Raw genomic sequence first — 21600 nt, 5'->3', positions numbered from 1 at the left:
CAGTCGAATCGCCCAAAGGGCGAACGCCCTGACGGGACGCGCCGATTAGCGTGCTAAAGTAGAGCGACACCCGGACACGCAGCAACAAGGAGACTAGACATGCCACTACTCGACAGCTTCATGGTTGACCACACCAAGATGAAAGCACCGGCGGTGCGCGTCGCCAAGCAGATGAAGACGCCAGCCGGGGACAACATCACGGTTTTCGACCTGCGCTTCTGCATTCCGAACGAGGAGATTCTCTCCGAACGCGGTATCCATACGCTCGAGCACCTGTTCGCCGGCTTCATGCGACAGCATCTGAACGGCGATGGTGTCGAGATCATCGATATCTCGCCGATGGGCTGCCGCACCGGCTTCTACATGAGCTTGATCGGGCAGGCCGACGAGGCGCGCGTGGGAGAAGCCTGGGATGCCTCGATGAAGGACGTACTGGCGTTGACCGATCAGAAATCGATCCCCGAGCTTAACATCTACCAGTGCGGCACCGCGGAAATGCACTCGCTCGACGAGGCGCAGCAGATTGCCCGGAACGTGACCACGCGCGGTATCGGCGTGAACTCGAACAGTGAGCTCAAACTGACCGAAGAGTTCCTCGCCGCGCACGGCGCCTGATCGTATCGCTTCGCGACGGACTCTGCCGAAGGCTTGAGTGACCCGCTTGTAGAAGGCCCGCGACCTTGCAGATTGCTCTGGTCGCGGGCCTTTTTCGTCGGAGGCCTTCAATGTCCGAGGTACCGGCTCTGTTTGGCAGCGCGCACGCGGGCAAGAAGGGCGGTGCCGGCTCCGAAATGGCGAACCTTTGCGATGCAGCGTGTCGAAAGGTAACGCGGCGTTTGTCGCCGAATCTCGATAGTGACCGCTGATCAGCGCCAGGGAGTCGTGATGCTCGATACCGTTCAACAGTTCTTTCAACGCGTCCTTGCGACGCCGGCATCCGGTGACGATGATGCGATCACGCCATCGTTGGCCGTCGCCGCACTGCTTGCAGAGGTCCTGCGGGCCGACTACGAAACCGATCCGCGGGAGTTGGCGGTATTGCGAGAGGTGCTCGCCAGGCAGTTTTCGCTGTCGCCCGCCGACGTCGATGCGCTCGTGACACAGGCGCAGCAGCAGGTGGAGTCGGCCGTCGATCATTTCCAGTATGTGTCTCTGCTCAACGAGCGTTATGACTACGCTCAGCGAGTCGATCTGATTGCCGCGATGTGGCGGCTCGCCTATGCGGATGAGGAGTTGGCGGCACTCGAGGAGCACCGCATTCGCCGGCTCGCCGATCTCCTTTATGTGACACATGCCGACTTCATTCGCACCAAGCTCGCGGTCAAGGCGTCGCTGGGTCTGGCATGAGCCGGACCGTGTCATTTGTGGCATGGTGTCACTCAATTTTCCGACTGCTCCGCTAGGGTATTCTCCCTTCGGCTCGTTATACTCGGGGCATCTCCAACTCGCGGAATCGGAACAAGGAGTGGTTCGTGATCGAAGGCATCAAACATATCGTGGCGGTCGCTTCCGGCAAGGGCGGCGTCGGCAAATCGACCGTCACCGCCAATCTGGCGCTGGCGATGGCCGCCGAGGGCTACCGTGTCGGTCTGCTCGATGCGGATATCTACGGGCCCAGTCAGGCACGCATGCTCGGTCTGCCGGAAAATACGCGACCGGAGGTCGTCGACGAGAAAAACATGAAGCCTGTCATGGCGCACGGCATCCAGTCGATGTCGATGGCGTTCATGGTGGATATCAGCCAGCCGATGGTATGGCGCGGGCCGATGGTCTCCGGCGCCTTTCAGCAGTTGCTCAATCAGACGCTGTGGGACGATCTGGACTATCTGTTCATCGACATGCCGCCCGGTACCGGCGATATCCAGTTGACGCTGTCGCAGAAGGTGCCGGTGGATGGCGCGGTGATCGTGACCACGCCCCAGGATATTGCGCTACTCGATGCGCAGAAGGGCATCGAAATGTTTCGCAAGGTCAACGTGCCGGTGCTCGGCGTGGTCGAGAACATGAGTCTGCACGTTTGCTCGAACTGCGGACACAGCGAGCCTATCTTCGGTGAAGGCGGTGGCGAACGCATTGCCGAACAGTACGGTGCCTCGCTGCTGGGGCGACTGCCACTCCAGCTGTCGATTCGCGAACAGGCTGACGGCGGCCGGCCGAGTGTCGTCGCGGAGCCTGAGGGCGAGGTGGCGCAGACGTTCCGCCGCGTGGCACGGGCTGTCGTCGAGGGCGTTGCGGGTCAGGATACCGCGGGGCCATCGATCTCCTTTAGCGACTGACGCACGACGCGTCGGCCGCTTCAGGTTTGGCCTGTGCGGTGGCATTTCTTTCGCGGTGGCGGGCCGCTATCATGTCGCACCATCCGATCAGAGGGCGTCCTTTCGGGCGTCCGTCACGGTTTCAAGGACCCCGCATGAGTATCAAATCCGACAAGTGGATTCGCCGCATGGCGGAACGGGAGGGCATGATCGAGCCGTTCGAGGCCGATCAGGTTCGCCACGTGAACAACCAGCGCGTGATCTCCTACGGCACTTCGAGCTACGGCTATGATGTGCGCTGCGCCGACGAGTTCAAGGTGTTCACCAATATCCACTCCGCGGTGGTCGATCCCAAATCGTTCGACGAGAAGAGCTTCGTTGACGTCAAGGGCGATGCCTGCGTCATCCCGCCCAATTCCTTCGCATTGGCGCGTACCGTCGAGTACTTTCGTATTCCGCGCAGTGTGCTGACGATCTGCCTGGGTAAGTCCACTTACGCGCGCTGCGGCATTATCGTCAACGTCACGCCGCTGGAGCCGGAGTGGGAAGGGCACGTGACGCTCGAGTTTTCCAACACGACCAATCTGCCGGCGCGTATCTACGCCAATGAGGGTGTCGCGCAGATGCTGTTCCTCGAGTCCGACGAGGAGTGCGATGTCTCCTACAAGGATCGTGGCGGCAAGTACATGGGCCAGCGCGGCGTCACGCTGCCACGGACCTGAGTTAGCCGATCCGCAGATGTCGTTTGGCAGAGCCCTAGGGACCGCACGCGACGCAAACGGGGCGCCCTCGGCATGAGGGCGCCCCGTTTTGCTTTCGGCCTGCCGATCAGGCGGCCGTCGTGTCAGGCCGAGCGGTCGTCGTCGCGGTTGGCGATCGTCTCGCGGTAACCGTCCAGGAACGGTTGTTCGGCCGGATCGAGTCGATCCATGCCGCTGACGACGCGGTGCCAGTAAGGGTAGAGCGGTGCCGGCCGGGTCAGCTGCTCGAGACTACGATGCTCCTCATCGCTCAACACCAGGTCCGCCGCGGCTAGGTTGTCCCGCAGATGATCTTCGGTGCGAGCCCCCATGATCAGCGATGTCACGCCCGGGCGATCCTTGAGCCAGGCGAGGCAGACGCGTGCCGGCGAACAGTCGTGCGCCTCGCCGATCGCGACCAGGGCCTCGATGATGTCGTAGGCGCGCTCCATGTCGTGGATATAGGGCTCCGGCCAGCCGTTGCCCTGGCGGGTATCCGGCGGCGTCGGCTGACCCCGGCGTACCTTGCCGGTGAGAAAGCCTTCCCCCATCGGCCCCCAGATCAGCGAACCGACGTTCTGGTCCAGGGCCAGCGGCATCAGTTCGTACTCGGCCTCGCGAGATTCCGGCGTGTAGTAGATCTGCTGGCTTACCGGCTTGATCATGCCCTGCGCCTCGGCCTTGCCGAGCGTCTTCATCATTTGCCAGCCGGTGTAGTTGGAAGTGCCCCAATAGCGAACCTTGCCGCTGGCGACCAGCTGGTGCATTGCCTCCAGCGTCTCCTCGATCGGCGTCACGCCGTCCCAGTTGTGCAGCTGGTAGAGATCGATGTGGTCGGTGCCGAGGCGCTTGAGGCTGGCTTCCACGGCGCGCACCAGGTGATAGCGCGACGCGCCGGACGCGTTGGGATCATCGCCGAGCGGGCTGCGCCCCTTGGTGGCAAGGATGATGTCGTGGCGCTTGCTGCCGAGTGCCTTGCCGGTGATCTCCTCGGCAACGCCGACGGAGTAGAGGTCAGCCGTATCCACCAAATTGACGCCGGCTTCGAAGGCGATATCGAGCAGCTTTTCGGCATCCTTGCGGTCGACGCTGGCGGCTTTCTCGAAGCCGTTGGCACCGCCGAACGGCACCGTGCCGAGCGTCAGTGAAGAGACCATCAGGCCCGAGTTGCCCAGTGGACGGTAGTCCATCGCGTTTGACCTCCTTGTCGCTGCGTTAGGCGAATGTGTTACGCCCGTCCGTTCAAACGGGCGGGCGTCATTCAGTCTGGCAGAGATCGGCGCTCAGGCAAGCTGTCGGCGGGAGGGGGTAAGCCGTGGGATCGAGTGAAGCCGAGGATCAGTCGTCGAGGTCTTCGTCCAGCTCCTCGGCGGCATCCGCGTGAGACATGCGCAGGCCGGTGGCGGGCAGCGGCATGCCATCGAGCGTGACCTTGCCATCCTGCGTCAGTTTGACGCGCCCCTCGAGGAACCAACGGACGGCGATGGGATAGATTAGATGCTCGCGAGCGTGCACCTTGTCGATCAGCGCCTCGATCTCCTGATCCGGTTCGACATTGACCACCGCTTGAATCACCACCGGGCCGCCGTCCAGCTCTTCGGTGACGAAGTGCACGCTGACACCGTGCTCGCTGACACCATCCGCCAGTGCCCGACGGTGGGTGTCGAGACCTTGGTAGGCGGGCAGCAGCGACGGGTGAATGTTGAGCATGCGCCCGCGATAGCGGTCGACGAACGACGGCGTGAGAATGCGCATGAAGCCGGCCAGTACGACCAGATCCGGATCGTGACGATCGATGACCTTGATCAGGGCGGCATCGAACGCGTCGCGGGAATCGTACTCGCGATGGGGCAGGGCGACGGCGTCGACGCCGGCATCCTTCGCTCGCTTGAGGCCGTAGGCGTCGGCTTTATTGGAGACCACGGCGACAATCTCGCCACCGAGCTCCCCGTGCTCCTGCGCATCAAGCAGCGCCTGCAGGTTGCTGCCGTTACCGGAGATCAGCACCACGACGCGGGGCTTCTCCGCAGCGGCGGCTTCGAAGTCGTTTAGCGTGTCTTGCTGCTGAGAGTTGTCACCGCTCATGCCGGCAGATTCTCCAGCTGTACCGATTCCGCGTCCGACTCGCGCGAGACGATCTCACCGAGACGGAAGACGCGCTCGCCGGCCGCTTCGAGGTGAGCGGTCGCCTGTTCGGCCTGTTCGGCGGCCACGACCACCACCATACCGATGCCACAGTTGAGCACCCGGTACATCTCGTGATCTTCGACGTTGCCCTGCTGCTGCAGCCAGTCGAAGATTGCCGGGCGCTGCCAGCTCGTCACATCGATACGTGCCGCCAGCGAGTCGGGTAGCACGCGCGGGATGTTCTCCAGCAGGCCGCCGCCCGTGATGTGCGACATGGCATGAACGTCGACGCCGCTCTCCTTGATCAGCGATAGCAGCGGCTTGACGTAGATACGCGTCGGCGCCATCAGCAAGTCGCCCAGCGGCGTGCCGTCGAGCGTCTCGTCGAGCTTGCCACCGCCGACCTCGAGGATCTTGCGGATCAACGAATAGCCGTTCGAGTGCGGGCCGGAGGAGGCCAGGCCAAGCAGAACGTCGCCGGCACCGACTTTGCTGCCATCGAGGATGCCGGACTTTTCGACCACACCGACACAGAAGCCGGCGAGATCGTAGTCGCTGCCCTCGTACATGCCCGGCATCTCGGCGGTTTCGCCGCCGACCAGCGCACAGCCGGCCTGATGGCAGCCCTCGCCAATGCCGGTGACGACGTCGGCCGCGATATCGACGTCGAGCTTGCCGGTCGCGTAGTAGTCGAGGAACTGCAGCGGCTCGGCACCGGCCACGACCAGGTCATTGACGCACATCGCCACCAGATCGATACCGATGGTGTCGTGACGACCGAGATCCATCGCCAGACGCAGCTTCGTGCCGACACCGTCGGTGCCCGTCACGAGCACCGGCTCGCGATAGCCCGCGGGCAGCTCGCACAGCGCGCCGAAACCGCCCAGGCCGCCCATGACTTCCGGGCGCGAGGTGCGCTTCGCCACGCCCTTGATCCGTTCGACCAGCGCGTTGCCAGCATCGATATCGACGCCAGCGTCACGATACGTGAGCGGCTGGTCGCTGAGCGAACGGGGCGCGTTCGGGGAATCGGAAGAGGAGCGCGTCATGGAGGGACCTTTCTCGCGGAGCCAATGAATAGGGATGATGTTCAGCGGGGCGCATTGTAGCATTGCCTTTATTGAGGGGGCAGTCGAAGGACGACGCGTGCGATGACGAAAGTACAAATCTGGAGCCTGATCGGGGTGGCGCTGACGCTCTGGCTGCTGATTCTGCTCGAACCGATACTCATGCCGTTCTTCGTCAGCATGATTCTGGCCTATCTCGGCGACCCGGTGACCGACCGGCTGGAAGCGCGCGGGCTCTCCCGGCGGCTCGCGGTCAGCGTGGTGTTTCTGCTGCTCGGGGTGGTGATCGTCGGCGGCATGCTGGTTCTGGTGCCGATGCTCGGTCGCCAGCTGGCCCAGCTGTTCGAGGCGCTGCCGGGGATCTTCAACTGGGTTCAGGTGACGATCCTGCCGGAGATCCGCACGCTGACCGGCGTCGACTTCACTACCGACTTCGACCAACTGCGCGATGCGTTGATGGGCAACTGGCGCGAGACCGGCACTTTCGCGGCGTCACTGCTGGCGCAGGCGTCGCGTTCGGGGCTGGCCTTCGCGGTCTGGGTCGGCAATATCGCGCTGATTCCGGTGGTGACCTTCTACCTGCTGCTCGACTGGGACCGCATCAAGGGTTATGTCCGTGACATGCTGCCGCGTCAGGTCGAGCCCCGCGTCACGGCGCTCGCTACCGAGTGCGACGAAGTCCTGTCGGCGTTCCTGCGCGGCCAACTGCTGGTGATGCTGAGCCTCGGCGTGATCTATGCCATCGGGCTCAGCGTGATCGGCCTGAAGTTCGGCCTGTTGATCGGCCTCATGGCGGGGCTGGCGAGCATCGTTCCCTATCTCGGCGTGATCGTCGGAATTCTCGCGGCGGGGGTGGTCGCCTTCTTCCAGTTCGAAGGCTGGCTGCCGTTGATCGGCGTGCTGGTGGTCTTCGGGATTGGACAGATCGCGGAGAGCACGCTGCTGCAGCCTCTGCTGCTGGGTGACAAGATCGGTCTGCACCCGGTAGCGGTCATCTTCGCCGTGCTGGCCGGCGGGCAGCTGTTTGGTTTCACCGGCATTCTGCTGGCACTGCCGGCCGCGGCGGTGGTGATGGTGCTGCTGCGCTACGTCTATCGCCGCTATCGCCAGAGCCAGCTCTACGATCGCTCTCGCCAGGCGGGAGATCGACCATCGCTGTCGGAGCAGGAGACCCCATGAGCCCCGGGCCCGCTCAACTGCCGCTTGGTGTGGGTCTACGCGACGACGCCACCTTTGCCAACTACTTCGCCGGTGACAATGCCTCGCTAGTCAGCCATCTGCAGACGCAGCTCGGGCCGCAAGGGGAGTCGTTTCTCTATCTCTGGGGCGGCGAGGGCGTGGGCTGTAGCCATCTGCTGCAGGCGGCCTGTCATGCCGCGGACGCGGCGGGCAAGCGGGCGCTCTATCTGCCGCTGGATACGCTTGGCCATTTTCCGCCGGATATCCTCGAGGAACCGGAGCGGCTTGACCTGCTCGCGATCGACGATCTGCAACTCGTGGTCGGGCGCAAACGCTGGGAAGAGGCGCTGTTCCATGGCTTCAACCGGCTGCGCGACGCCGGCAAGCGCCTGGTGATCGCCGCCGACCGTTCGCCGCGACAGTTGGAGGTCAACCTGCCGGACCTGGCATCGCGCCTGACCTGGGGCATGGTGTTTCATGTCCAACCGCTCGACGATGCCCAGCGTCTGGCCGCGTTGCAGCTCCGTGCCCGTGTGCGCGGCATGCAGCTGCCGGACGAGGTGGCGCGTTACATTCTGCATCGCGGGCCGCGTCAGCTCGACCGGCTCTCCGAGATCCTTGCCCGGCTCGATCGAGCCTCGCTGTCGGCCAAGCGCAAGCTGACCATCCCCTTCGTCAAGCAGGCGCTCGAATGGTGATCCCGCGGGTTCAGAGCGTGATATCGCTGTAGTGGCCGCTCGGCGTGTGTGTCGCTCGGCGCTCGCGGATCATCTGGTGAAGCGTACTCATCAGGCGCGCGGCGCCGGGCGACATGCGCCGCTCGCGTAGACTGATCAACCCGAATGGCTGAACGCTGAGTGCATCCGGCGAAGGCAGGATCGCGAAGCGCGGCTGATCGCACAGTAGTTCGGCGACCTCTCGCGTGGTCACGGTCACGGAATCCGACTTGTCCACCATGGCCAGCGCCATATAGATATCCGGCGTGTTGAGAATGCGTTGGGGCGGGGCCACGCCGTGATGCAGGAACAGGTGCTCGACGCGCTGGCGCATCAGTGACCCCGCGGGTTGCAGGACCCACGGATAGTCAAGCATCGCACTCAGTTCAGGAGCGGGCCCCGCGGTCAGCGGGTGGCCGGCTCGACAGACGAAGCAGAGCGCTTCCTCGCCGATCTCCTCGAAGACGAAATCTCCCGCCGGCATGTCTCCCGGAATCCGCGCGATGGCGAAATCGAACTCGCCGTCGCGCAGTCTAGGCACCAGGTGGCGACTGACATCGACGTCGATATTCACCTGCAGATGCGGCGTATCCCGGTGCACCCGTTCGACGGCGCTGGCCAGCAGCGTGACGGCCGGCGCCAGGACCGTGCCGATCGACACCGTGCCGGCATTGCCTTCGTTCAGCGCATTGAGCTCCTCGCCGACCTGGCCGAGCGAGGTGAGCATGGTGCGGGCATGTCGAATGAGGCTCTCGCCATACCAGTTGGGCGTGACGCCGCGCGAGTGGCGTTCGAACAGCGTCACGCCGAGCAGCGTTTCCAGATCGCCGAGTAATTTTGACGCCGCCGGCTGGCTCATGCCGAGCCGCTCGGCGGCGCGGTGCAGGTTGCGCTGGTCATCCAGTGCCACGAACAGCTGTAGATGTCGGAACTTGAGCCGCACGCGCAGAAACCAGTCCGGCGGCAGCAGCGTAGGGCGCTGGGGTTTCATGGTCTTTTTCGTATCCTTTGTCGACGTAAGGCTGAGGAAAAGATCAGCTAATGCGCTAGCGACCCCCGCGTCAGCAGACTAGATTGCGTGAGGTAAACACCGATGATGTCTCGGCTAATGTCGGCATGAATCGCAGATGAAACGCCAATCTGTCCATTAACCTTTCGCGCTTATGGATGAGGATTTTCTATCGAAACCTGTCGGTTTCAGGCGCTGACAAGGCAACGGAATATCTGGAATCTTTGGCACGACGTTGCGCGATATAACCGGCAAGCGAGATACCTCGGTTACTCTGTTACCAACTCTGGAGTCCTCGATGAAAACGAACGATTTCTTGATGCCCTGGCGTCTGGGTATCTGCTGCTTCGGCATGGTCTTGAGCCAGGCGGCCACGGCGGCGGCTTCTCCCGACGAGAGTGACATGGCACCGGTCATGCCTTCCGGGATCGAGCGCGCCGACTTCGGTGTGCTGCCCGATGGCCAGCAGGTCGACTGCTATCGCATCGTCAATGCGAACGGCCTGGAGATGCGGGTCATCAACTATGGCGGCATCATCGTGTCGCTAAAGACACCGGACCGTGATGGCCGCCTCGACGACATCGTGCTCGGTTTCGACTCGCTCGACGATTATCTCTCCGATGCCTACCGTCAGGCCAACCCCTACTTTGGTGCCCTGATCGGCCGCTACGACAATCGAATCGACGGCGGCCGCTTCACGCTCGACGGCGAGGCGGTTCAGCTGGTGACCAACGAGGGGAGCAATACCCTGCACGGCGGCGAGCGCGGCTTCGACCGGCGGCTATGGCATGCCGAGCCGTTTTCCTCCTCGCGGGGGCGCGGTCTGGTGCTGACCTACACCAGTGCCGATGGGGAGCAGGGGTTCCCCGGTCGTCTGGCGACGCGTGTCAGTTACACGTTGACCGACAGCAACGAGCTCGTGGTCGACTACCAGGCACGAACCAGTCGCGCCACGCCGGTCAACCTGACCCAGCACAGCTACTTCAATCTTCAGGGCGAGGGTAGCGGCCCGATCCTCGACCATCGGCTGACGATCAATGCCAGTGCCTACACGCCGGTCGATGCTTCATTGATTCCCACGGGCGAGATTGCGCCCGTGGAAGGCACGCCATTCGATTTTCGTGAGTCGACCGCGATCGGCGCACGGCTCGGCCAGCAGAATACCCAGTTGGCCTACGCCAAGGGATACGACCACAATTTCGTGCTGATACACGGCGATCCGGCCGACGCCGGTGCGCTGACGCCAGCCGCCCGCGTCAGTGAGCCCGACAGCGGTCGCGTGCTGGAGGTCGCGACGACGGAGCCGGGCCTGCAGTTCTACGCCGGAAACTTCCTCGACGGCACGCTGACAGGCAAGAGTGGGCGCCCCTACACCCATCGTTCGGGCTTGGCGCTGGAAACCCAGCATTTCCCGGACTCGCCGAACCAGCCCAATTTCCCGTCCACGCTTCTGCAGCCCGGCGATACGTATCACTCGCGCACGGTTTTTCGATTCTCCACTGATGCGACGATGCGACCATGACGCTCCCTTTATCTTTGTGCCTGTCATGATTTTCTATCGCCAAAACGGGGTGTCATGGACACCCCGTTTGTCATTGTCAGTCTTTATTTTTGCGGAATTCCTCTTTTTATTTTGAATTCGTTAATCCCTCTTACGAAAGTCGAAAACGACTTTAGTCTCGAGAAAATATGCCTGATTAATTTTCAAACGGCTGTTTTTCCGGCCTCCTTTTATCTTGATATTCACGTGGATATCACCCTGTTGTTGTTCTGTTATTACTCGGTTATCACGGTGCCGCTTATCGTCGGCATGGTATTGGCCACGTCAATTCCTAATGCCGCGTCAATGCCTAATGCCACGTCAGCCCGAGAAGGGCCGGAGAATTGCCATGCAATCGTCGATTCCTGCAACACTGCTTGCGCTGGGGCTCAGTCTTGGTCTCTGTGCTACCGGCGCTGCCGCCCAGGACGAGGTCAAGATCGGCTTCATCGTCAAGAAGCCGGAACAGGCCTGGTTCATCAACGAACAGGATGCCGCCACGGCGCTGGGAGAAGAAAAAGGCTTCGAGGTCGTTAGCCTGGCGGGCGAGGATGGTCAGCAGGTACTCAGCGCGATCGACAACCTCAACTCTCAGGGCGCGGACGGGTTCGTCATCTGTCCGCCCGATGTGCGACTCGGCCCGGCGATCGTCAATCGTGCGGAGCAGTACGGCATGAAGGTCGTCACGGTGGATGACCAGTTCCTCGGTCCGGACGGTGAGCCGATCGCCTCGGTACCGCATCTGGGCATGTCCGGCTACAAGATCGGTCGCCAAGTAGGCGAGGCGATTGCCGCCGAGATGGAAGCGCGCGGCTGGGACCTCGACGAGACAGCGGCACTGCGTATCAGCAACAACGAGCTGCCGACCGCCAAGGCGCGTACCGACGGGGCGACCGATGCACTGCTCGACGCGGGCTTCGTCCAAGACAATATCTTCGATGCGCCGCAGCAGAATACCGATACCAGCAGTGCGTTTGCCGCTGCGTCACCGGTGCTCTCCAAGAACGGTCGGTTCGAGCACTGGGTGATCTATGCGCTCAACGAGGAGAGCGTCCTCGGTGGGGTGCGAGCCAGCGAACAGTACGGGCTTTCCGCCGATCAGGTAATCGGAATCGGGATCAACGGCTCCGGGGCGGCCTTTGCCGAATTCCAGCGTCAGAGCCCGACCGGCTTTTACGGCACCGTGGCGGTCAGTTCGACCATGCACGGTCGTCAGACGGCTGACAATCTCTATACCTGGATCACCACTGACGAGAAGCCGCCGGCGAATACCGAGACCACCGGGACATTGATGACGCGGGACAACTGGCAGCAGGTCCGTGCGGACCTGGGGCTGTAGGAGGCGTTCCATGTCCCAGACCACGTTGCGTGTCGATGGCATTACCGTCGAGTTTCCTGGCGTCAAAGCGCTCGACGGTGTGAGTTTCACCGCTCGAGGGGGCGAAGTGCACGCCTTGATGGGCGAGAACGGTGCGGGCAAGTCGACACTGCTGAAGGTGTTGAGCGGCGTCAACCGCGTGAGCGACGGTCGCCTGTGGATCGACGACGAGCCGATCGTCTTCATCAATGCGCGCGAGGCGCTTCGGCACGGCATCGCGATCATCTATCAGGAACTGACGCTGTCGCCGAACTTGTCGGTGGCGGAGAACCTGCTGCTCGGCCAGCTGCCAGTCCGGCGTGGCTTCCTCGACCGTCGGCGTCTCCGCGAGCGGGCGATGACCATTCTCGAGGAGTTGGGCGAGGAGGGCATTTCTCCTGCCACCAAGGTGCGCGAGCTGTCGATCGGCCAGCAGCAGATGATCGAGATCGGCCGCGCGCTGCTGAGAGACGCTCGCATCATCGCCTTCGATGAGCCGACCAGTTCACTCTCGGTCCAGGAGATTCGCCATCTCAAGCGTATCGTGGCGCGCCTGCGCGACGAGGGGCGAGTCGTGCTCTATGTCACGCATCGCATGGAGGAGGTGTTCGAGATGTGCGATGCGGTCACGGTGTTTCGGGACGGTCGCCATATTCGCACCCATGACTCGCTCGACGGGCTGGATCACGACACGTTGGTGAGCGAGATGGTCGGACGCGAGATCGAGGATGTCTACGGCTATCGCACGCGTGACGCGGGAGACGTGCTGATGCGCATCGACCGCCTGGAAGGACGCGGTGTGCGGGCACCGGTCAGCCTCGAGATACGCCGCGGCGAAGTGCTGGGGCTTTTCGGTCTGGTCGGCGCCGGGCGCAGCGAGTTGATGCGCTTGGTCTGCGGCGCGGCGCAAGCCACGGGCGGGCGCGTCGAGTTCGGCGGTGATGCCCGCCGCTTCGGCACCCCGGGCGACGCGATTCGGGCGGGTATCGCCATGTGCCCGGAGGACCGCAAATCCCAGGGCATCTTTCCGGTTGCCAGCGTCTCGGACAACCTCAACATCAGTTGCCGGCGCTTCTTCAAACGCTGGGGCGTGTTTCGCCATGCGCAACGCGAGACCCGCAATACGCAGGCCTACATTCGCCAGTTGCGCATCAAGACGCCTGGGCCGCGAACGCCGATCGCCAATCTCTCCGGTGGCAACCAGCAGAAGGTGATTCTCGCCCGCTGGCTGGCCGAGGAAATTGACCTGTTCGTGATGGACGAACCGACCCGCGGGATCGATGTCGGCGCACGGCGGGACATCTATTCGTTGCTCTACGATCTGGCCGAACAGGGCAAGGGCGTGCTGGTGATCTCCAGCGATCTCGCCGAGGTCAGCTCGATCTGCGATCGCATCGGCGTCATGCGCGACGGTGAATTGATCGACATCGTGCCGCGTGAGTCGGCGACGCCCGAACGCCTGCTGGGCCTGGCGCTACCGGCCTGATCGCCGCCCCGAGACTTTCCCACATTACGAATTCCCCACCGCCGCCTGCCACAGGAGGTTTCGTCATGACACAGGAGACTTCGTCATGAGTAGTGACAAGATGGCCGCGCGTCCCGCGATGACCCAGCAAGCGCGGCGCGGCTTGCCCAAGCCGCTGCGCACCCTGCTGGATACTTCGGGCCTGATCGCGATCTTCATTCTGCTGTTCATCGGGCTATCGGTATTGGTGCCCGATTTTCTGACCGGTCGCAATATCGTGGGGCTGCTGCTCTCGGTCACGCTGATCGGCACCATTGCCACCACCATGATGATGGTGCTCGCGCTCGGCGAAGTGGATCTGTCGGTGGCCTCGATCGTTGCCTTTACCGGAGTGGTCGCTGCCGTGGTGACCTCGAATACCGGCAGCGTGCTGATCGGCGTGGCTGTCGGGATAGGCGCAGGAGCGGCGGTCGGCGCCTTCAACGGCTTCGTCGTGGCGCGTTTCGGAATCAATTCGCTGATCGCCACGCTGGCAGCGATGGAGTTCGTCCGGGGCCTGGCCTATATCACCTCCGGCGGTGACGCCGTGATGATCACGGTGCCCGGGTTTTTCGATCTCGGTAGCGCGGCATTTCTTGGGCTCACGCTACCGGTCTGGACCATGATTGGCTGCTTCGTGGTCTTCGGCGTGGTGCTCAACCTGACGGCTTTCGGTCGTAATACGCTGGCGACCGGCGGTAATGCCGAGGCGGCCAGTCTGGCCGGGGTCAATGTCCGTCGTCTCAAGATCACGGTCTTCGCCCTGCAGGGGCTGGTGGCGGGGATTGCCGGCGTTCTGCTGACGTCACGCATGGGGCTGGGCGATCCCAACACCTCCCTGGGGCTCGAGCTTGCCGTCATCTCGGCCTGCGTACTCGGCGGGGTTTCGCTCTCCGGGGGGGTTGCCTCGATTACCGGGGTGCTGGTCGGCGTTCTGATCATGGGGTGCGTGCAGAATGCCATGGGGCTGCTCAACGTACCGACGTTCTATCAGTATCTGGTGCGCGGAGCGATTCTGCTGCTGGCCGTGATGTTCGACCGCTGGAAGCAGAGTCGCCGGGCCGGTGGGGGCTAGGCGCTGGTGTCGCAGTCACGCTGCAACTTTGGTCGCGCTGCGCGCGGGTAAATGTATGACAAGGTCGCGGGTTGCCGCTGGATGCTCGTCTCCTGATAACAATATCGATATCGATAATGGCAAATGATGGCATTTCCCGGTTATTGATTGCAGCGCTAACGTCTCTCCACCTCCACGGCGCGCACGCCAAGCCGAAGCCGTGGCGGTCGTTAGGAGGACGTGATGCAAGAGACTGCAAAAGCGGCGGCGGAACTTTCCACGCTGGGGCTGATGGCGATTGCCGCCGCGGCGATCGCTGTACTGTTGATACTGATTATCCGGGTACGTCTGCACCCATTCTTCGCGCTGGTCATCGTCAGTATCGCGACGGCGCTGGCGACCGGCATCTCGGTCGCCGACCTGCTACCGACGCTGCTCGACGGATTCGGCACGACGCTCGGCAACGTGGCGCTGTTGATCGGCTTCGGCGCCGTGCTGGGCCGTCTGGTGGCGGTGTCCGGCGGCGCCCGGGTGCTGGCCGATACGTTGATTCGTCTGTTTGGTCGCGAACGGGCGCCGTTGGGGCTGTCGATTGCCTGTCTGCTGTTCGGCTTTCCGATCTTTCTCGACGCCGCCTTCGTCGTGATGTTGCCGGTCATCTACTCGGTGGCCCGCGAACTGAAGGCGTCGCTGCTGCTCTACGGGTTACCGGCGGCAGGTGCCTTTCTGGTCATGCATGCGCTGATGCCGCCGCACCCCGGGCCCGTTGCCGCGGCGGTATTCCTCGAGGCGGATATCGGGCAGGTGCTGTTCGTGGCGCTGCTGGTGGCGTTGCCGACCTGGTATGTCATGGGCTACCGCCTCTCGCTGGCGCTGGCCAAGCGCACGCCGTTTCAGCCGGTGCCCGACTTCATGGGAAGCGACAGCGCCGAGGTGCCGACGGCAAAGCGTCCGGCCTTCACCACGGTGCTGCTGGTACTGCTGCTGCCGCTGGCGCTGATTTTCCTCAATACCGGATTGTCCACGCTAGTGCAGAGCGGGGCGCTGGATGGCGACAACCCGCTGGTGGCGGCGCTGATGCTGATCGGCGAAACCCCGATCGCGCTCTTGATCAGCACCTGTATCGCGATGTGGCTGCTGGTGCTACGGCACCGTGAGCGCGGTGCGATGGAGTCGATCAACGAGATCGTCGAGCAGGCGCTCTCGCCGGTCTGTTCGATCATTCTGATCACCGGCGCGGGCGGCATGTTCGGTGGTGTGCTGACCGCCAGCGGCATCGGCGACGCGTTGGCGGAGAGCCTGCAGGCACTGGGTCTGCCGGTGATTGTCGCCGGCTACGTGATCGCTGCCGTGATTCGCATTGCGCAAGGGTCGGCCACCGTCGCCGGAACCACGGCCGCTGGCATCATGGCGCCGGTGGTGCTGGGCGATGCGAGCCTGGCCGGGTTGCCGGCGGCCTGCGTGACCGTGGCGATTGTCGCCGGTGCCATCGGCTACTCCCACGTCAATGATTCCGGCTTCTGGCTGGTGGGACGGTTTCTAGGCGTGGATACCCAGACCATGCTCAAGACCTGGACGCTGGTGTCCATCGGGATCTCGCTGATGGCGTTCGGCCTGGCATGGCTGGCGTTCTCGCTGCTGTGAGGCGCGCGCGTGACGAGCCTGTAGAGGGAGCGTGACTGTGTCTGATCGTGGCTGTTTTTGGGTCGTGACTATTCGCTGCCGTCAATCGGCAGCGCGAGGAGGAAGAGAATGAGTGACTCACAGGATACCCCGCGCAAGCTGCGTTCGGCGGAATGGTTCGGCACCGCCGACAAGAACGGCTTCATGTATCGCAGCTGGATGAAGAACCAGGGGATTCCCGACCATGAATTTCAGGGCAAGCCGATCATCGGCATCTGCAATACCTGGTCGGAGCTGACGCCCTGCAACGCGCATTTCCGCAAGCTTGCCGAGCACGTCAAGAAGGGGGTGCTCGAGGCCGGCGGCTACCCGGTGGAGTTCCCGGTATTCTCCAACGGCGAGTCGAACCTGCGGCCGACCGCGATGTTCACGCGCAATCTCGCCAGCATGGACGTGGAAGAAGCCATTCGCGGTAACCCGATCGATGCCGTGGTGTTGCTGGTCGGCTGCGACAAGACCACGCCGTCGCTGCTGATGGGGGCGGCGAGCTGCGACGTGCCGGCGATCGTGGTCACCGGCGGGCCCATGCTCAACGGCAAGCACAAGGGCCAGGACATCGGCTCCGGCACCGTGGTGTGGCAGCTCTCCGAGCAGGTCAAGGCGGGGCAGATCTCGATGCATGACTTCATGGCCGCGGAAGCCGGCATGTCACGTTCCGCCGGTACCTGTAACACCATGGGCACGGCTTCCACGATGGCGTGCATGGCCGAGTCGCTGGGTGTGTCGCTGCCGCACAATGCGGCGATTCCGGCGGTCGACTCGCGCCGCTATGTGCTGGCGCACCTCTCCGGCAATCGCATCGTCGAGATGGTGAACGAGGACCTACGGCTGTCGAAGATCCTGACCCGCGAGGCGTTCGAGAACGCGATTCGTACCAACGCGGCGATCGGCGGTTCGACCAATGCGGTGATCCATCTGAAGGCGATCGCCGGGCGCATCGGCGTCGACCTGACGCTGGACGACTGGAGTCGCGTCGGCCGCGGTACGCCAACGCTCGTCGATCTGCAGCCGTCCGGCCGCTATCTGATGGAGGAGTTCTACTATGCCGGCGGGTTGCCGGCTGTGCTCCGGCGGCTCGGCGAGGCGGATCGGATACCCCACAAGCATGCGCTCACCGTCAACGGCAGGACGCTCTGGGAGAATGTGCAGGATGCACCACTCTACAACGACGACGTCATTCGTCCGCTCGACCATCCGCTGCGGGAAGACGGTGGCATGTGCATCCTGCGCGGCAATCTCGCCCCTAACGGCGCCGTGCTCAAACCCTCGGCAGCCAAGGCCGAGCTGATGACCCATCGCGGCCGGGCTGTGGTGTTCGAGAACTTCGACGACTACAAGGCGCGCATCAACGATCCGGACCTCGACGTCGAGCCCGACGATATCCTGGTGATGAAGCATTGTGGGCCGCGCGGCTATCACGGTATGGCCGAGGTCGGCAACATGGGGCTGCCGCCGAAGATCCTCGAGCAGGGCATTACCGATATGGTGCGTATCTCGGACGCGCGCATGAGCGGCACCGCCTATGGCACCGTGGTGCTGCACGTGGCGCCGGAAGCGGCAGCCGGCGGCCCGCTGGCGGCCGTACGAAATGGCGACATGATCGCGCTCGACTGCGACACCGGCTCGCTGGAGCTCGAGGTTGATGCCGATGAGATCGCACGTCGACTGGCGGCGGCCGACCCGACGGCGGCGTCGAACCAGATCGCCAGCAGCGGCGGTTATCGCCAGCTCTACATCGAGCACGTGCTGCAGGCCGACGAAGGGTGCGACTTCGATTTCCTGCGTGGTTGCCGCGGGTCCGAGGTGCCGCGTCATTCTCACTGACGGCGGCCGTGGTGGATTGCACTGTGATGGATTGCGCTGTGGTGGATTGCACTATCGGCACGAGCTAGCCCATCACGCAGGGCTGTCGAGCCGTGTCGCTATTCGCCCAGTAGCGTGGCGGTGACCCGCCGGGTGCCGCCCCGTTCGCGGTGCTCGCCTAGCCAGATGCCTTGCCAGGTGCCGGTCAGCAGCTCGCCGCGCTCGACGGCTATGGTGAGTTCGGTGCCGAACAGGCTAGCCAGCACGTGGGCGGGCATGTCGTCCGGCCCCTCCAGCGTGTGGCGCATGCCGGCGAGGTTGGCCGGTGCCAGCTTGTCGGCAAACAGGGCCATGTCGTGACGGACATCCGAATCGGCGTTCTCGTTGAGGGTCAGCGACGCCGAGGTGTGCATCAGCTGCAGGTGCAGCAGGCCGGTGTCGATTTCGACCAGATCCGGTAGCGCGTCGAGCACTTCCCGGGTCACGAGATGAAAGCCGCGTGAGCGGGGCTTCAGCGAAAACTGGTGTCGGCGCCACATGCGATGATTGCTCCTTGGCGGTCAGTGCGCGATGGATCGATGGGCTAACGCTCGGCACGAGCGACGCCGAGGTGACTGTCTGGCGTCTGCTGGACGAGTGCGTCAGGGCCATAGCGTAGTCGCTGCCAGCGGTCATGTCCCGTGCCCGATCCGATGACGATACCTGGAGGCCGCCGCCGGCGGCGCGACCAAAGTCGCAGCCACCCTACGCGTAAATACGCATAGGCTGGATGGGCGTCGTTGACCAGGGAAGAGGAGGGGCCGAGATGGATCGTCGTCGCGAGGATGGAGAGACACGCTACTGGCCGCTCGGCCCGTTCAAGGTGCGGCTGCCTTTCTGGCATTACCGCTTCGAGTGGCCAGACTACTGCCAGGGGCTTTTGATGTGTGCGGTGGACCTGGCGGCGATCCCGTTGATGACCGAGCTGCTGGGGATGCCATTCGAGGTGGCGCTGGCGGTGGTGCTGCTCAACGGCTTTCTCTATCTGGCTCACCATCTGCTGGGCGACCCGGTCGTGCCCGGCTGGATCACGCCCGCCATCCCGCTGTTGATGGCCTATTGCCAAACCTTCCCTGAGGGCCCGGAGCGGATCCACGCGCTGATCGCGTTTCAGATGATGCTCGGGATCTTCTGCATCGGCTTGGGTGCGTCGGGTCTCTCGACGCGCGTTGTCCGGCTGGTGCCGCCGGCGCTCAGGGCCGGGATCATCATCGGCGCCGGCATCGCCGCGGTGATGACGGTATTCGAGGTGGGGGGGCGCTTCGACAGCTTCCCCTGGACGATCTCGATTGCCATCGGCGCGGCCTTCTATCTGCTTTTTTCCCGGCATTTTTCCCAGTTGAAGACTTCGCATCCGCTCTGGTCGCTCGTCGGCAAGCTGGGCATTTTCCCGATCATCGTGGTCGCCATCATCATTGCGCCGCTGTTCGCGGAAGCGCCCTGGCCAACGATCGAGTGGGGCTTCGTCTCGCCGGATTTCGCGACGCTGTGGCAGGAGTACACGCTATTCGGGCTTGGTTTGCCGCCGTTGCCGATGTTTCTGCAGGCGATTCCCACGGTGCTGGCCGCCTATATCGTGGTCTTCGGTGATGTGCTCCAGGGCAAGGCGCTACTGGATGAAGCCGATGTGGTGCGTCGCGACGAGCGCGTGGAGTATTCACCCAACCGCGCGCATCTCATCTTCGGTGGGCGTAACGCGACGATGAGTGTGATCGGCCCGGACGTGGCGATGTGTGGTCCGCTGTGGGCGGCGATGCATGTCGTTATCGTCGAGCGCTTCAAGGAAGGGCGGCGGGCGATGGATTCGATCTTCGGCGGCGCCGGTTCCTTCCGCTGGGGAACCAATACCGGACTATTGCTGCTGCCGATCGTCAGTCTGGTGCAACCGATTCTCGGCGTGGCACTGGCCTTGACGCTGTTGATCCAGGGCTATGTCAGCGTGCGCATCGGCGTACTAGCCGCACGTAGCCAGCGCGATCTGGGCATTGCCGGCGTGATCGCCGCGGTACTGGCCACCAAGGGGGCGGCCTGGGCCTTTGCCGTCGGCGTGGCACTCTGCCTGCTGATCTACGGCCGCCGCTTCTTCCAGGGCGAGGATGACAACACCTTCACCGCGAGCGATGCCTCCGAACCGGCATCGTCCGAGCCTTCCGACCGGAAGCCCGCTGAGTGAGGCGATCCGGTTCTGCCACAGGAGAGTCTGCATGAAGATACGTGCCGCCGTGATCCACGAGATGGAGCGACCGCAGCCCTACGCTGAATCTCTGCCGCTGTCGGTGGAAGAGGTCGAACTCGATGGACCGGGACCGGGTGAGGTGTTGGTCAAGCTCCGCGCCGCGGGTCTTTGCCATTCGGATCTGTCGACCATCAACGGCGACCGCCCGCGGCCGCTGCCGATGGTGCTCGGCCATGAGGCGGCCGGTGAGGTGGCCGAGGTGGGCGAGGGCGTCACCGATCTGGTGCCCGGCGATCACGTGGTGTTCTCGTTCGCGCCGAGCTGCGGTACCTGTGCCTCCTGCCTTTCCGGTCGCGCGGCGCTTTGCCAGCCGGGTGCGCAGGCCAACACGGCAGGTGAGCTGCTGGGGGGCGGGCTGCGCTTGCACAAGGGTAGCGAGAAGGTCTATCACCATATCGGGGTGTCGGGCTTCGCCGAGTACACCGTCGCTTCGCGTCGTTCGCTGACCAAGATCGATCCCGAGTTACCGTTTCATATCGCCGCGCTCTTCGGCTGTGCGGTGCTGACGGGCGTCGGTGCCGTGGTGCATACCGCGGGCCTGCGCCTCGGTCAGTCTGTCCTGGTGGTCGGGCTCGGCGGTGTCGGGCTGGCTGCCGTGATGGGCGCGGTGGGCGGAGGCGCACGCCAGGTGATCGCCGCGGATATCGCGCCGGACAAACTGGAGACGGCGAAGGCGCTGGGCGCGACCCATATCGTCAACAGCGGCGACCCCGACGCGGTGGCCCAGGTGCGGGACATCAGCGGTGGCGGCGTCGATATTGCCGCCGAGTTTGCGGGTGTGGCGAAAGCCCTGGAGTTCGCCTACGAATCGACCGGGCGTGGCGGTACGACCGTCACCTCCGGCCTGCCGCATCCGGACGTGCGCCTGGCGATCAGCCCGACGCGCATGGTCGCCGAGGAACGTACGTTGAAGGGCTCCTATCTTGGTGGTCACGTGCCGTCGCTGGACGTACCGGAGTACATCGCGCTTTACCAATCAGGTCGTCTGCCCGTCGATCGCCTGCTGACGCATCGGCTGAGACTGGACGAGATCAACGTGGGATTCGACCGGCTGGCCAAGGGAGAAGCGATCCGTCAGGTGATCGACTTCGATTGACGCGGCATGAGGTCTGCGTCGACTCGTCGGCTTACGATGCCCCGGTCTCGTTGCAGGTTGGCGCGGGCGCGGCGTCACGAGCGGGATTGAAACTGGCCCATCGGGAGGTCATATCGTAAGGAAGCGTCCGGGCCGACCAGCCCGGACGCGGCGTTTCGAGGTCGGCGACAGAACCGGCCTGATCAACGACTGCTA

General features: G+C 63.6%; 19 protein-coding genes. 14 read left to right on the top strand and 5 right to left on the bottom strand.

Going from position 1 to position 21600, the window contains the following annotated elements; translation table 11 throughout:
• The first annotated feature begins 99 nt into the window (after nucleotides 1-99).
• The 4 genes from luxS (at nucleotide 100) to dcd (ending at nucleotide 2977) form a co-directional block, all read left to right on the top strand.
• Entirely contained in the window at nucleotides 100-615 is a 516-nt protein-coding gene (gene luxS, locus MC381_RS04520; RefSeq protein WP_251976542.1) for an S-ribosylhomocysteine lyase, read from the top strand.
• Nucleotides 616-885: 270 nt separating this feature from the next.
• Complete coding sequence (locus MC381_RS04515) at nucleotides 886-1347, top strand: tellurite resistance TerB family protein (protein ID WP_251976541.1); 462 nt, start codon at nucleotides 886-888, stop codon at nucleotides 1345-1347.
• An 89-nt stretch (nucleotides 1348-1436) separates the two neighbouring features.
• Complete coding sequence (apbC, locus tag MC381_RS04510) at nucleotides 1437-2276, top strand: iron-sulfur cluster carrier protein ApbC (protein WP_264297425.1); 840 nt, start codon at nucleotides 1437-1439, stop codon at nucleotides 2274-2276.
• 134 nt (nucleotides 2277-2410) lie between these two features.
• Complete coding sequence (gene dcd, locus MC381_RS04505; protein WP_251976540.1) at nucleotides 2411-2977, top strand: dCTP deaminase; 567 nt, start codon at nucleotides 2411-2413, stop codon at nucleotides 2975-2977.
• A 122-nt stretch (nucleotides 2978-3099) separates the two neighbouring features.
• Here the strand turns inward: dcd and MC381_RS04500 are convergent, their stop codons facing one another.
• The 3 genes from MC381_RS04500 to purM form a co-directional block, all read right to left on the bottom strand.
• Entirely contained in the window at nucleotides 3100-4185 is a 1086-nt protein-coding gene (locus tag MC381_RS04500) for an aldo/keto reductase (RefSeq protein WP_251976539.1), read from the bottom strand.
• A gap of 148 nt (nucleotides 4186-4333) precedes the next feature.
• On the bottom strand, nucleotides 4334-5080 hold the full coding sequence (gene purN / locus MC381_RS04495) for a phosphoribosylglycinamide formyltransferase (RefSeq protein ID WP_251976538.1): 747 nt from the start codon (nucleotides 5078-5080) through the stop codon (nucleotides 4334-4336).
• Nucleotides 5077-6171, bottom strand: a complete 1095-nt coding sequence (purM, locus tag MC381_RS04490; RefSeq protein WP_251976537.1) for a phosphoribosylformylglycinamidine cyclo-ligase — start codon at nucleotides 6169-6171, stop codon at nucleotides 5077-5079. The genes purN and purM overlap by 4 nt, the downstream gene beginning before the upstream one ends.
• A gap of 102 nt (nucleotides 6172-6273) precedes the next feature.
• Between purM and MC381_RS04485 the strand changes: the two genes are divergently transcribed.
• Both MC381_RS04485 and hda read left to right on the top strand, forming a co-directional pair.
• A complete protein-coding gene (locus MC381_RS04485; protein WP_251976536.1) occupies nucleotides 6274-7368 on the top strand; it encodes an AI-2E family transporter in 1095 nt (364 codons plus the stop codon).
• Nucleotides 7365-8066: a DnaA regulatory inactivator Hda gene (hda, locus tag MC381_RS04480; RefSeq protein WP_251976535.1), complete on the top strand. Its 702-nt coding sequence runs from the start codon at nucleotides 7365-7367 to the stop codon at nucleotides 8064-8066. Before MC381_RS04485 ends, hda begins: the two co-directional genes overlap by 4 nt.
• A gap of 10 nt (nucleotides 8067-8076) precedes the next feature.
• Here the strand turns inward: hda and MC381_RS04475 are convergent, their stop codons facing one another.
• The gene (locus MC381_RS04475; RefSeq protein ID WP_251976534.1) at nucleotides 8077-9075 is read right to left on the bottom strand and encodes a LysR substrate-binding domain-containing protein; all 999 of its coding nucleotides are present in this window, start codon (nucleotides 9073-9075) and stop codon (nucleotides 8077-8079) included.
• 316 nt (nucleotides 9076-9391) lie between these two features.
• Here MC381_RS04475 and MC381_RS04470 point away from each other — a divergent pair, with 316 nt between their 5' ends.
• From MC381_RS04470 to MC381_RS04445, 6 genes are all read left to right on the top strand, one after another.
• Nucleotides 9392-10615, top strand: coding sequence for an aldose epimerase family protein (locus MC381_RS04470; protein ID WP_319022831.1), 1224 nt, complete (start codon nucleotides 9392-9394; stop codon nucleotides 10613-10615).
• Between the two features lie 367 nt (nucleotides 10616-10982).
• Nucleotides 10983-11972, top strand: coding sequence for an arabinose ABC transporter substrate-binding protein (locus MC381_RS04465; protein WP_251976533.1), 990 nt, complete (start codon nucleotides 10983-10985; stop codon nucleotides 11970-11972).
• A gap of 10 nt (nucleotides 11973-11982) precedes the next feature.
• Complete coding sequence (araG, locus tag MC381_RS04460; RefSeq protein WP_251976532.1) at nucleotides 11983-13476, top strand: L-arabinose ABC transporter ATP-binding protein AraG; 1494 nt, start codon at nucleotides 11983-11985, stop codon at nucleotides 13474-13476.
• A gap of 85 nt (nucleotides 13477-13561) precedes the next feature.
• The gene (araH, locus tag MC381_RS04455; protein ID WP_251976531.1) at nucleotides 13562-14569 is read left to right on the top strand and encodes an L-arabinose ABC transporter permease AraH; all 1008 of its coding nucleotides are present in this window, start codon (nucleotides 13562-13564) and stop codon (nucleotides 14567-14569) included.
• Between the two features lie 222 nt (nucleotides 14570-14791).
• Entirely contained in the window at nucleotides 14792-16192 is a 1401-nt protein-coding gene (locus MC381_RS04450) for a GntP family permease (protein ID WP_251976530.1), read from the top strand.
• Between the two features lie 108 nt (nucleotides 16193-16300).
• On the top strand, nucleotides 16301-18055 hold the full coding sequence (locus MC381_RS04445; protein WP_251976529.1) for an IlvD/Edd family dehydratase: 1755 nt from the start codon (nucleotides 16301-16303) through the stop codon (nucleotides 18053-18055).
• Nucleotides 18056-18153: 98 nt separating this feature from the next.
• On the opposite strand, the gene MC381_RS04440 is transcribed toward MC381_RS04445, so the two are convergent.
• The gene (locus MC381_RS04440) at nucleotides 18154-18573 is read right to left on the bottom strand and encodes a secondary thiamine-phosphate synthase enzyme YjbQ (RefSeq protein ID WP_251976528.1); all 420 of its coding nucleotides are present in this window, start codon (nucleotides 18571-18573) and stop codon (nucleotides 18154-18156) included.
• 266 nt (nucleotides 18574-18839) lie between these two features.
• Here MC381_RS04440 and MC381_RS04435 point away from each other — a divergent pair, with 266 nt between their 5' ends.
• Together MC381_RS04435 and MC381_RS04430 are read left to right on the top strand one after the other, a co-directional pair.
• A complete protein-coding gene (locus MC381_RS04435; RefSeq protein WP_251976527.1) occupies nucleotides 18840-20246 on the top strand; it encodes a hypothetical protein in 1407 nt (468 codons plus the stop codon).
• A 31-nt stretch (nucleotides 20247-20277) separates the two neighbouring features.
• On the top strand, nucleotides 20278-21405 hold the full coding sequence (locus tag MC381_RS04430; protein ID WP_251976526.1) for a zinc-dependent alcohol dehydrogenase family protein: 1128 nt from the start codon (nucleotides 20278-20280) through the stop codon (nucleotides 21403-21405).
• Nucleotides 21406-21600 lie beyond the last annotated feature (195 nt).

Source organism: Salinicola avicenniae (assembly GCF_023736115.1).
Lineage (GTDB): Bacteria > Pseudomonadota > Gammaproteobacteria > Pseudomonadales > Halomonadaceae > Salinicola > Salinicola avicenniae.
This window is presented reverse-complemented; position numbering and strand designations above follow the sequence as displayed.